Origin of the sequence: Pseudomonas sp. FSL R10-1350, from assembly GCF_009600525.1 — a bacterium.
Classification (GTDB): domain Bacteria; phylum Pseudomonadota; class Gammaproteobacteria; order Pseudomonadales; family Pseudomonadaceae; genus Aquipseudomonas; species Aquipseudomonas helleri.
This window is the reverse complement of record NZ_WIVR01000018.1, coordinates 51742-64813: the sequence shown is the minus strand read 5'-3', so window position 1 is coordinate 64813 and position 13072 is coordinate 51742. Positions and strand designations below refer to the sequence as shown.

General features: G+C 57.7%; 6 protein-coding genes. 1 reads left to right on the top strand and 5 read right to left on the bottom strand.

Translation table 11 applies throughout. The features are described 5' to 3' along the window. Positions 1 to 7 precede the first annotated feature (7 nt). The 3 genes from GHO25_RS10950 to GHO25_RS10940 form a co-directional block, all read right to left on the bottom strand. A complete protein-coding gene (locus GHO25_RS10950) occupies positions 8 to 949 on the bottom strand; it encodes a fatty acid desaturase (RefSeq protein WP_048373654.1) in 942 nt (313 codons plus the stop codon). Between the two features lie 263 nt (positions 950 to 1212). Then, positions 1213 to 1437 carry a 4-oxalocrotonate tautomerase family protein gene (locus GHO25_RS10945; protein WP_153329878.1) on the bottom strand — a complete coding sequence of 75 codons (225 nt, stop codon included), beginning with the start codon at positions 1435 to 1437 and terminating at the stop codon, positions 1213 to 1215. Between the two features lie 17 nt (positions 1438 to 1454). Continuing rightward, positions 1455 to 2195 carry an SDR family NAD(P)-dependent oxidoreductase gene (locus GHO25_RS10940; RefSeq protein WP_048373658.1) on the bottom strand — a complete coding sequence of 247 codons (741 nt, stop codon included), beginning with the start codon at positions 2193 to 2195 and terminating at the stop codon, positions 1455 to 1457. A 125-nt stretch (positions 2196 to 2320) separates the two neighbouring features. On the opposite strand from GHO25_RS10940, the gene GHO25_RS10935 reads away from it, so the two are divergent. Next, complete coding sequence (locus GHO25_RS10935; protein WP_153390777.1) at positions 2321 to 3223, top strand: LysR family transcriptional regulator; 903 nt, start codon at positions 2321 to 2323, stop codon at positions 3221 to 3223. Here the strand turns inward: GHO25_RS10935 and GHO25_RS10930 are convergent. Continuing rightward, entirely contained in the window at positions 3217 to 9327 is a 6111-nt protein-coding gene (locus GHO25_RS10930; RefSeq protein ID WP_153390776.1) for a M3 family metallopeptidase, read from the bottom strand. The two genes, GHO25_RS10935 and GHO25_RS10930, sit on opposite strands and share 7 nt — an antisense overlap. 61 nt (positions 9328 to 9388) lie before the next feature. Beyond that, the gene (tssM, locus tag GHO25_RS10925; RefSeq protein WP_153390775.1) at positions 9389 to 13066 is read right to left on the bottom strand and encodes a type VI secretion system membrane subunit TssM; all 3678 of its coding nucleotides are present in this window, start codon (positions 13064 to 13066) and stop codon (positions 9389 to 9391) included. Positions 13067 to 13072: the final 6 nt, after the last annotated feature.

Genomic DNA, 13072 nt, shown 5'->3' with positions numbered 1-13072 from the left:
GGTGACGTTAAACAAACGGGTGTTTGGGGCTATCAATGGCGTGCACCGCGTGCCGACGAATCAACTCGCCATAGCCGTGCACCACATAATGGCCGCTGCGCTGTTGCCATTGCTCACGCCGCGCCCGGTACACCCTGGGCATGTAGAACCAGGGCAAACGCGGCAAATCGTGGTGCACCAAGTGCAAGTTCAGATTCAGGAACAACCAGGTCCACGGCCAGCCGGCTTCATTGAGTACCGTACGCTGTTCGGGACGGGCTGCGGGGCGGTGCTCGTAAAAAGAGCGGACCATGCCGACAGACAGCACCGGGACGGTGACCAAAAACACGTATTGCCAGACCGTCACGGCGCTGTAGCGGGCGATAAAGGCAAACATCAGCAGCGTGAAAAAGCCGTGGGTCAGCCACATCAGCCAGGCTTTGCGCTCGCCTTGGCGCAGGCGCTGAAGTTCTTCTTTGGCCATCCCGTACAACGCCAAAGGCGGGCCAACCAGCAAGCGGCCCGGCACGGTTTTGTTCAGCCAGAGCACAGCGCGAAACAACCTGGAACTGCGCTCCCAGCCTGACTGGCTGAGATAACGGCTTTCGGGATCGACGCCGGGAATGGTCAGGTCATGATCGTGGTGATGCTGCAAGTGGCTGTCGCGGTACAAGGTGTACGGGTACCACAGAGCAAAGGGCGCATAGCCCAGCACCTTATTCAGCCAATTGAAACGGGTGGGATGGCCATGCAACAGCTCGTGCTGAACTGACATCCACAGCACCACCACCGGGATCAACAGCACAATCGTCCAGCCCGCGCCAAGCACCGGGCTGGCCAGCATCAAAGCAAACCAGGCGCTGGGCACCGCAATCAACAACAACCAGGTGGGCCATTGCGTACGACCGGTAAAAGTGTGAGCCAGGGCCTGAATGTCTTGTTGCTGAGCGCTGTCAAAATAATGCGACATCTGAAGGACTCAAAAAATAGGTTTGAATCCTTGTGTGGCGTGAGGCGCAAATATCTTGCAGATCATTTGGTTATGAGCATAGAACCGTGGTGCCTCACCTCACACTGTAGGAGCGAGCTTGCCTCGCGATCTTTTGATCCTGGCGCTTTCGATCTGGTGGCAAACCTCAGGTTGCCCCGCTCAAAAGCCACAGCAGATCAAAAGATCGCGAGACAAGCTCGCTCCTACGGGTTGAAGTGTTCAGTCAGGCAAACGCCGACTGTTTAATTCAATTTCTGAGGGTTGAGCTTCTGCCGTGCGCGCAACTGGGTGGTGGTTTCGCCGCCTACGCCCCAGTTATCGGTTGAGACTTCGTCGATCACCACGTAGGTGGTCGACGGCGCCTTGTTCAGCACGCGCTCCAGCAACTCGGTCACCCCTTGAATGAGCAAGCGCTTTTGTTCGGCGCTTACCCTTTCATCGGTCACTTTGATATTGACGTATGGCATGTCGGTTTCCTCGTTGATTACCAGGTGCCGCCGGTGCTGCCACCGTCGACCGGGATGATGGCGCCGCTGACAAAGGTCGATGAGGTGAGGTAAAGCACGGCATCAACGATGTCTTGAGGCGTACCGATGCGCCCGCTCGGCGACAGGGTTTTCAGGAAGTCGCGGGTGGGCTGGTCTGTGCCGTGCATCGGGGTCGCGATAATACCTGGCGCCACGCCGTTGACCTGCACCTGGGAGGCCGCCAGTTCCAGCGCCAAACCACGCACGGCGCTGTTCAGGCCGCCCTTGATCAACACCGGCAACAAAGCCGGAACTTTGACGTTGGGTTGCAAGGCAATGGATGCGGTAATGGCAACGATTTGACCACCACCGTTGGCCGTCATGTGCCGGGCTGCGGCCTGGGCCGGGTAGAAAAAGCCTTTGAGGTTGGTGTCGACAATCGACTCCAGTTGCGCCTCGGTGTAATCCGCCACGGGGCTTGGCACGAAGATCCCGGCGTTGCTGATCAAGATATCGACCTTGCCAAACGCTTCGATGGCGCGTTCAAACAAACGGGTGGCAGTGTTCGCCAAGGCGATATCGCCTTCTACCAACAAAAAGTTGGCCGGGTTGCCGAGCGAGTCAGCAGCCTCCTGCAAGCGGGCCAGGGTCCGCGCATTGCCCACCACATTAAAACCCAGGTCCAGATAAGCCTTGGCGATGGCCAGGCCAAGCCCGCTGGAGGCGCCGGTAACGATGACTGTTTTAGCTGAACTCATGATGCTTCTCCGCAGGTTCAAGGCGTATGCCTTACAGGTGGAGGCACTCTAGGCCAGGTTTTACACTTGAAAAATGAGGCCCATGGCATTTGAATAGATACCTCATGTAATCAATTGGCCGTGCCATGACCCGTCACTTCGATGATGTTCAACTGGGCAGTATTGAACTGTTTTGCCTGGCAGCCGAGACCGGCAGCTTCACGGCCGCGGCCAATCTGGCCGGGGTTACACCAGCGGCGGTGAGTCGTTCGGTGGCCCGCCTGGAGGAGCGCTTGGGGGTGCGTTTGTTTGTGCGCACCACACGCCAGATGCGCCTCACCGATAGCGGGCGGCTTTACTACCAGCAATGCCGTCAGGCGCTGACACAACTGGTCGATGCCGAGCGAGAAGTCACCGGCCAGCAAAGCCAGCCTTCCGGCTTGTTACGCATCAGTGTGCCCACGCCCTATGCTCACTACCGGTTGCTGCCGAAGTTGCCTGCGTTTCGTCGGCAGTTCCCTGACGTTCAAATCGATGTGCACATCAGCAACCGCAACATCGACTTTGCCGACGATGGTTTTGATCTGGCGATCAGAGGCAAGGCGCCAACCGATTCCGGGCTGATCGCCCGTACGCTGGAAGAGGCCGAACTGGTGGTGGTGGCAACCTCTGAGTACTTGCGCGAAGCGGGCACGCCCACCTCGCTGGAAGCACTGGCCAAGCATGACTGCATTCAGTACCAACTGCCCAGCAGCGGGCGCAATTTGCCATGGGCGTTTCAGCGGGACGGTCAGTGGGTTGAGCTGGAAACCTCAGGTAACTGCGCCTGTCTGGATGATTACCTGGGCGCAGTGACACTGGTCAAACACGGTGCAGGCCTGATGCAGACCTACCGTTTCACGGTGCAGCAGGCACTGGAGCGCGGCGAGCTGTGTGAAGTGTTGAGCGCCTTCGGCGGTGCCCGGCGCCCGTTTATCCTCTTGTACCCGCACGCGCGCCACGTGCCGCAACGCGTGCGGGCGTTTATCGACTTTATTACGCGTCAGTAACTCCACACCGTGGCAGCCCGATGGGTGTGATAGTCATAAAACCCCTGCAACTCCCACGTATCGCCCTTGCGTTCAAATGCAGCGCGCCAGGCCCCCCTGCCACTGCCTGGATCCAACTGGGACATGTCATACCAGTAATAACCATTGATTCGCTTGCTGGTCACACGACCCGCACGAATGTCATCCATGATGCTGGTCATTTTGATCCGGGCCGCTTCCGGGAAGCTGTCGTAAGTCATTTGCGCTTCAGCCAGCGCGCTTACGTTGATCGAAAACCTGTCTGTAGCAGGCCCTTCGGACACCGCAGGTGTCGTGGATGTTGTTGATGTAGCGGGTAACTTGCCTGTGACTTTATGCGTCGCCGTCTGTGTAACGGCCTGGATATCAAAGGGTTCTGTGTATTTGATCAGGCTTTGTGAGAAGTGATCAATGTCCTCGGCAGTGGCCACCATGATTTTTTGCTGCGTTTTGCCCTTGATAACAACAAAGTAAGGGATGCGTTTGTTTCTGACCTCAGTCAGCAAACCTGGCATGTTCCGCGCTTGCATTTCCTCTCTCAATAACGTGCGAGCGATTTTTCGATGATGCTCAACATTTTCTGGTACTGCGAGATAACGCTCCAGTGCAGCCACTGTTTCTGGCCCTTGCCCCGGGAACTGTGCTTGCAGCGCACTGACAATCTTCTGTCTCAATGAAAGGCTAAGGTCGTTGTAATCCTTGTTGATTTTGTCCAGTTCGCGCCTTTTTTTCCCGCGCAGAGGTGTAATGCCAATAAACACAGCACCTGTCGCGTTGTCCGGCATCACGGCTATGTTCATACCGGTCGTTTCGTAATAAGCATTTCTGTAGGGCAATGCCATATCGAATATTTTAATTTTTTGCAGATCGGAAAATTTCAAGCCCGGCACACTGGTTTCAAAGTCCCGCGTTGCCGAGTGGACCGCACTCCACACGTCCAGCTTGTACACCAGCGTATCGCTCGAGGCCTTGTATTCAGGTGGCAGCCGACGCTGGCGGTTCAGCAGCTTCATTAACGACCGGTAAGCCTCAATACCGCTCACCCGTGCATCAATGATGCTCTCATCCAGCACCCGCTGAGCCAGCACCTCCGGCATGGCTCCGATCACGTTTGCAGCCTCTCGCACCATGTCACCGGGCGGGTTGTAATGGTCAACCAGGTAGCCCTCAAGCAGTGCATTGTATTTTTTCTGTTGAGGCGTTTCCGGGGCTCTGAACAGACTCATCACCGGGCCGCCGCCCAATAAACGATTTGGAGCCTCGGCTTGCCAACGGCCATTTTCCCAAACCACTTTGCGCCTGTTAGAAATATTCCTGGGGCTATAAACAAACCGCTCACCGTTCTGCACCGTGGTTTTGCAAAAGCCCCCGTCAAGCTTTAAATAGCCTTGCCCGTCTCGACCGCGATATAGATTCCGACCCTCCGGTAGAAGGCCGCTTCCATCAAACCCCTCCAGAAGAAAAGGCCGCAATGAGGCATCCACCATGCGAGGCAAAGTCGTCAGCGTCATATAACGCTTGCCTGCGTATTTTTTGCCACGCCTGCCCGATGCTCGACTCATGATGAGGTCTTCGCCAGCCTCTGCGACCACCTCCCCCATGGCACTGATAAAATCACTCAGCCATTGACTGCCACTGCCGCCTTCATCCTTGATGGACACCACCGCAGCACCGCCGATCATGGTCGGAATAATAGCCCGCCCCAGAAGCCCGCCGAGCCGGTTTACCTGAGGTATCGAGATCATGCCCAGCACCAGCACTAACCCTTTGCTGCGCCCGACTTGGGCCGCTTCGCTATCACGCTCGGCATGGGAAACCGTCAACACGTTGGCAGCATCTCGCGCATGAACAATGTGTGTTTCATACAAGGCTTCGAACAGGTCGATGTCCACGGCGGCAATCGCACCCTGAGCAGGAAAACCGAGGTTAGCCCGAAACTTGATGGGCGAAAAAATATCCAGCACAAACTGTTTAATCTTTTCACCCAAAGGACGGTCGGGCGCCTTCGACTCCAGGCTGGCAATCTGGTCAGCTTGCGCTGAAAGCGGTAATTTCGAGATCACCCACAGTGTCATTTCTGGTGTTGTGGTGAGGGCCGTCACCACAGCACTCATCAGATCTTCGAATGCTTCGCCATCGGCATCGCGAAACACCCGGGCATCCGGTGCCCCAGGCGTGTACAACGTGAGTGAGGGCCGGCCTTTAAGGTTCTTGACGCCAAACGCCACGATATCCCTTAGGGTGCTGCTCCCCCATTTAATCTGATAAACCACCACCTCTTGGCCATTGACCTTGCTACGTTCCTGAGGTTGGCGCCCATCAAGAGCGGCAAGCACCAGGTTCAACCGGGTATTGCTGGCGTCATGTTTGAGATCACCTGACAAGTGGGCGGCAAGTACCTCAACCCGCATCTGCTTGGCTTTGAGCGACATCCATAACGTCTGCGTACGGCGGGCTGCGCCAATAATCCATGAGTCAAGCATTACCCCGACATTGGCTGATTTCACCAGATCGCGTATGGCGTCAAAGTTCAGTGGGCCCTCCTCAAGGTAATCACGCGCATTGCTCTCATCCGGCGTCATATTGGAGATGGCCCATTGCGTCAGTGAACGCCGGTCAAAAATAATCCCCTTATGTTCTGAAAGTGCCACTCCTGACCCATACGCAGATGACCCCGTAGGCGCATGGGGATCTACGATGCGTTTCTCGATCGTCAGGAAAACCCGATCCGGGTCGGCCGGGGGATATTTTTCCTTGATCAATCGCTCAAGCTCAGTGCGCGTCCACGCCTGGATGGCCTCAGGTGTTGCCAGCGTTATCGGGTCTGATGGCAGAGACTGCGCATCCGTTACGGCTTGTTGCCAAGCCCTGCAAGCCTTCCACCATGCCACGCGATCCTTCCCGGTAGCGTGGCGGCTGCTGTGTAGCCAAGTATTCAACTGACTCAGTGATTGCTTGAGTTGCCGAGCATTCATCGGGACGGCAATATCCAGCCGGTCGCCAAGGTCTGCGGCCTCGTCCACACGCTGTATCCAGTCGTTAACCTGCTCCCCTTCATTTGGTCCGTCGAGCAGCGCTTGCAGCACATCAGTTTTTTGCGCCTGGCGCAGCGCCATGACTTGCTGGACCAAAAAGTTACCCGGCAACGGTCGATGCTTAATCTCGCCGATGGCATCGCCGCCTTCCTTCAAACTCGCCTTCAGTTGCGCCAGGCTGTAGAACACTTCCAGTGGCTCACCCAGACGCCAGAGCAGCGCTGCGCCCTGCTCAACGTCGTTATCTCGCGCGGTAAACACCACACAGTTGCGGACCGGCAAACTGACACGCCACCTTTGTGGTGTGTAGGCCAGTGTGTACACACCAGGCCGAACGGTTTCGAGCAAGCTTGCGCGTGCCTCTGCCTCGGGTGCCGAGAGCGCGTAGTCTGTTACGGCATGGTGCAGCGGCTCTTGCAGCGCTCCGTCCAGCGCATGAAGATTGGCCTGCGTCATTAACTGATGGCTTAACTGATCTGCCAGCCATTCATTGACAGGGCGGTTCTGAGTGAAACTCGCGGCTTTGCTCCAGAAGTGTTCAAGGGCATGTTCCCATTGGCGTTCGAATGACAACGGCCGGGTTTCTACCAACAATCGCTCGAATGCACTCTTGGCATCGTTGCTGTTCAGGGCAGCCGGTGCCTGCGTGGTACCGCCGGTTTGATGAACAATTTCAATATTTTGCAGGTTGAGAAAGAGCTCGCCGGTACTCAAGCGGCCAGCAGCCGCCTGCCAGAACAGCACATCCAAGGGGACGCTGGAAATGATCGTGCGGCTAAACAGCGGTCCATCAGGCACCCGTTCTGCTAGAGGGATGAGTGTTTCATGCACCGTGCGCACAGACACATCCTGCACCGCCACACTGCCCGCCAGCTCGGGGAACGTGGTTTTAAACCAGCTCTTCAAGTGCTGCGCAGCAACACCGGCAGGCCGTGGCAAAGCGTCATTCAACTCAATCATCTGCTGCTGCGAAGTCGTCAATTGACCCATCAAGGTCGCAACGTCCCGGGTGTTATCGACGCGCAGCAACGCGGCGGATGGCGGAAAGAAACGGTCTACCTTGTCGGCGCCCAGAAAGGCTTCCATGGAGTCCCTCAAGGAACGCGCATCGCCATAGGTAAAAAAGGCATCGCGAAAGGCCTGCCCTGTCTCTGCGTCAAACAGGCCTCGACGGCTGAATTGCTCAAACGCCTGGCTGGCCAACACACCGGACCATTTATACGAATAGCCTCGAGCCACATGGGGTGATGTCATCAACCCGTTGCTGTTGTAGGGGCTCACGTCATGTGGCCACTTCAAGTGCCCGACTTCCGTATTCAGGGCATCAAACACCTCATGTGGGCTGCGCCCATCGCCTTGGGTGCGATGAACCTCGATATCAAACAGCATGAGCAGCAAAACATTGGCCGTGGCCCAACTGGTTTGAGTGTGTACCACGCGCGTTAAGCGCTGAGCCGCATCAGCAGGCATCGCCTCTTGAGTCTGATAATGCGCCGACATCCAGACCAGAAACTCGTCGCTAAAGCACCACTGCTCCATGATCTGACTGGCAAATTCAATCGCATCAGGACTCATGCCTCCGATCCCGGAAATGTCCCGGTACCCTTGCCCCGTCAAGAGGTGCTGCAGACAATGGCCAAACTCATGCACCAGCCTGCGCAATTGCGTGTGGCTCAGTAAACAGGGCTGTTCATCGTCACCTTTTGCAAACCGGCCGGACAGCACAGCAATCGGTAACCGGGGTCGCCCTTCGGCCGTCATTCGGCGGTTGCGCAGCGTCAGCACTTCAACGGCCCCATCAGTCTCTTGGCGGCCATAAGGGTCAATAAACAAGTACCCGAGGATTTGTTGATGTTCCATGACTTGGTAAAGGCGCACGTCCGGGTGCCAACGGTCGAACTGCGTCTGTTCAACCAGTTCAACGCCAAACAACCGCCGGGTAAATTGCACCAGACGCTCCACAACCGTCGGCAGCGGGAAATACACATTCAGCGCATCCTGGGACACGCCGTCGGCCTGGCGCAGTATTTGGGCAAGGTATTCATAATCCCAGGGTTCGAGCTCTGGAATGTCGTATTCCACCATCAGGGCCTCGAGTTGCGCTCTCTCGAGGGTAAACGTGGCGCGTTGTGATTCGAGTTCATGACGCAAAAAATTCATGACCTCGTCGGTCGACGACGCCATCTGCCCTTGCAAAGCCAATTGGGCAAAGTGCTCATGGCCCAGCAACTGTGCAATTTGATGGCGGTTGCTGAGCAGCCGCGTTAACACATCATCGTTGTTCAACTGTTCAGGTTGCGGGCCCAGCGCTGTGGCGAGGGTGTAGCGGGCGATCCATACCTCCTCGCGCAAGGGCCGGTTCTGCGCGTACAGCATTACGTCGTGAAACACTTCGTCATCCAGTGTTAACCACCAGCCGGTCAGGTTTTTATGCTGCGCTGCGCTCGCCAGGCGCTGCTTTAACGGGGCCGCAAGGCCCGCTAGCAGCAACTCGTTTTCAATGTGTTTGCCCCAGGCTTGAGTGGCTTGCTGTACATGGGCACTGAACGTCTGCTCCAGCAGACGGGTTTGCTCCTTTAATTCACGCAGCCGCTCTTGGTGCACCGGACCGAGGTGAAGCCCGGCCTGGCGATATTCGAGCAGTATTTTTTCCAGTACCCGCTTGCGCGCACTGTTGAACAACGCTGCAATCGGGCTGTCGGCCAGGGCCTGGTATAACGCATACAGCGTGGTGTTTTGCGCGAGTTGCCCTTTGTATTGCGTCATCAGGCCCCCGCAGAGGGTGACTGCATCAGCCCACGCCTTATGGGTGTGTACAGTGCTGAGCACGTCAATCATTTGAATCGTTTCTTCGAGTTGGGCCTTTACCTCATCCATCGCCAGCACCAGATCGTCCCAGGTGGGGAATGAAGTCTGGCTGGCAATAATGCCAGCTACGGTTGTCTGGCTCTTAGCGATGATGTGTTCAACAGCGGGCACCAAATGCTCAGCGCGAATCATTGAAAACGGCGGCAGCACTGAGGTGTTCAATAGAGGATTGGTATCGAGCATTTGCTCTTCCTGAGTGGGTGGGCGGAGCCAACACCCTACTCAGGGAGAACAAAGGCAGGTGCTACATAGATAGGGCAAGACGCTTGGACCGCCCTGACCACTGCGTGAGTTTGTCGCCGTCCTTGGGGTGGCGGCGTTCCTCCAGCAAGGTTCTGGGCAAGGCAAAGCCTTCAAAGGTGCGCTGGGTGATGGGGTTGTTGGCTTTTTCGGCCACCACGCGGTAGCGCATCAACCCGTCGGCAATGGCGAAGGTCAGGTCGACGCTGGTGTCGGTACGGCCGTTGAGATGGCCTCGACTGAGCAGCCGAAACAGTGACCACGGGCCGCGATAGCTCAGGCTGGCGGTATTGCCACTGCTGTTGACCAGGGTCAGTTGGCTGCCATTGGCATTGCCCAGGTCGTTGGGCCACACCAACCCTGTGCGCTGTGGCGCGCCGTGCTGATAGGGGATCAACTGGCCGTCGACGCTGAGCAGGCTGCTCAGGCGCGTGGTGCTCAGGGCCAGCGGTTCGATGGTGAGTTGCACCGCCAAATGCCCGCGATGGTTGAAGAACGTGTCGCGAATACGCTCGGCTTTTTTCAACTGTTCCAGCACGTCGCTGCGTACCAGATAACCGCCCAGGCTCTCGGAGTAGAGCACGTCGAGGTTGTCTTTGAGGAAGATGTCCAGGTACTGGTCATGGAACTGTTGCAACCGCCCTTGCGGCCCGAAAAAGGCTTCAAAGTCGTCCAGCGAAGCGTCTTCACCCGTGGTTTTGAACGGGTAACGATCGGCCAGCCGATCACGATAGAAGCTGTAGATCTCGCTGTCCCAGCGCTTTTCCAGCTCGCGCAGGGCAGCTACCACCAGCACTTGCGAGGTCTGGTCCGCGAGTTTTTTGACCTGCTGGTTCATCGGTTCCGGCAGGCCCACGGCAACCCGTTGCAGGTTGGCAATCGGGTCGCTGCCGCTGAGCGAAAAGCGATTGAGCACAGTCTTCAACGCGGCCTTGCCGGGGTCCGGATTGTCGTGCACGGCCTTGGCATAGTCATGCACGGCACCAATGGCGCGCAGGGTCTCTTCATAGTAGGAAGGCCGCTCCCCCTGGGGGATGATCAATTGCGCCAAGCCGGTAAAGGCACGCCGAATACCCGCCGCCTGTTGTTGGCCTTCGGGCACTTTGTCCAGGCTGACCACCGCAGTGCCCTCGATCAACGGCACGGCCGGGTAGATCACGGTGTTGTCGCGCAGCGTTTCAAGCAAACGCCGTAACGGCGCCGCCGGGCCGGTGACCTGCTCCAGCACGGCAACCCCATGGCTCAGATCACGAAAATCAGTGACCACAAACTGGTTAAGCGCCCGCCGCCAGCTGTCTACATAGTCAGCGCTGTACAGGGCACGAACCCGCTGGGTCAGGACCTTGCGGTCTTCTGGCGAGTAGTCCAGACGTTGGCGCTCACCGAGCACCCACTGATCGATCATGGCCAGTTCAATAATGTCTTGCGTGCCGGGCTCAAAGTACTCTTTGAAGCCCTTGGCGGTGAGCAATGGCGCCAACTGCAACTCACTGCCATCGGTGTCCGGGTTGACCACTAAAGGGCGGTAAACAATATCGAAAGCCGGGCCGATTTCGTTGCGCAAGTCCAGCGGGCGTTGCAAGCGCTCTTGGGCATCCTGTTTCAAGGTGCTGTACACCCGCTCCGCCATGGGTCGCTGGCGCAGTTGTTGCTGAACCTGGACGATCCGTTCGCGGTAGTGCGGCAAGTCCGTGTCGGCATATTTCAACGCGTAATTGAGATGGCGCATGAGGTCTGCCTGCAGTTGCCCCTGGCCCGGATACGCGCGCTGCCACTGTTTGGCAACCCAGTCTTCGACGATCTCCGGTCGGCGGTTCTGGCGGTCTTCGATCATGCGGTACACCCGCAACGCCACCAGTTGCTGATTGCTGCCCGCAGGCGCGATATTGATCGCCTCCAGAGCACTGCTGGCGATGGCGGGCAAAAAGCGCCTGGACAGCAAGTTCAAATAGGCTTCGTCAACCCGCGGGCCAATCGCCCGGCCCTGATACAGCCCCATATTGGACAGCAACGGCCAGGCTTCACGGTAATCGCCGTACACCGAGACGGCGTCACGGATCTGGTCCAGCGGCGCCAGCAAATTGCGCCCGGTGGCATCGAGATTGGCGTCAATGTCCCCGGTGCTGAACTCCTGACTTCTGGCCAAAACGTTCGCGGCCTTGTCACGATTGACGGTGAAGTAGTGCTGCCACAAGCCCACCACCAGCAAACAGCCCAGCGAAGCCACGCCAAAACCTGCGATCAACAGTCGTTGCTTGTTGCGGGCGACTTTGATGTTGTCACCGGCCAGCCCCGCCTCGGGGTAAATCACTTGCTTGAACAATTGCTGGGCAAAGTAAATGGCCTTGCCCTGCGCAGGTTTGACCTCGGCAGGCGGTGGCGGCAGGTGGTACGGCTGGCCCGCCTCTTTGACGAACGCATTGCTCAGGGTGCCCTGCTGGAAGACCGACGAAAAATACACGCCCCGGACCAGCGCCGGTGTGGTGAAACGGTCGGTGCCGAGCATTTCATTCAAGAAGCCAAACAGCGCCGGGCGCAGCCCTGCCAACTGACGCAGAAAACCCATCAGCCGGTCACGGTCCTCCAATGAGCGGGCGCCTCTGAGGCTGTCAAAAACCTGCTCGTTGAGACGCTCGACAAACGCGCTGTAATGCTCCGCCAATTCCGCCAGCCAGGCATCAAAATCGTCGACCGCGTCCAGGCTGAAGGTAAAGCCGAGCAAGTCTTCACGGCCCCGGCGCGACAGCTGAGAAAAGAACTCTTCAAAACCCTCCAGCAGATCAAATTTGCTCAGCACCACATACACCGGCAGGCGTGTGCCCAAATGCCGCGTCAATTCATACACCCGCGTGCGAAGCACGTTAGCGCGAGCCTTGCGCGCTTCGGGGCGCTGCATCAGCAAGGCTTGTACATCGATCACCAGCACCACCCCGTTGAGGGCGCGGCGGCTGCGATTGCGCCCCAGCCAGTCCAGCAGGTGCAGCCACAGGCGCGGGTGAGTGTCCCCAGGCAATACCGGCCTGAATTTACCTTTGGCCGCCACCGGTTCTTGCGCTTGCTCGGCGCGCTGTTCTTGCGTCAAGGGCTTCGGTTGCGTGAGCAACTCACCCGGCGGATCGATCAAGACGGCTTCGTCGCCGATCCACCAGTCGATGCCATACGCCAGTTTTTCTTCCGGCTGCGCGCGGGCCCCCGTCCTGTTGATATGGGACAGGGAAAAGCTCTGATTTGAACGGGTGACAAGGCTGGTCTTGCCCGCGTTTTCTTCGCCCAGCACCAGGTACCACGGCAATTGATAGAGCGAACGGCGACGCTCCATATTGTTCAATAAATGGCTCAGGCTTTGATCAAGTGAACGCTCCTGCGCCTCGACATAGGGCAGGCAGGGATCCAGCACAACCGCCGCTTCACGCGCGTGCTCGGCATTGAGCCTGAGCAAGCGTTGACGCACCCGCCAGGCCCAGAACAGCAACGGCACGACCACCACCACAACACTGGCCGACACGCGCATCGCCAGCGCAGCCAAGGGTTGATGCTCGCGCCATGTCCAGTGCGGCCCCAGCCACCAGATGCCGATCAGCGCAAAGACCACGCCGAGGACAACCATCAGCGCCAGCGCCTGCTTGAAATGCCGCAGCACGGGCCAACCCCAGCGCTTGATGTAACTCCAGACCCTTTCCATAAACTG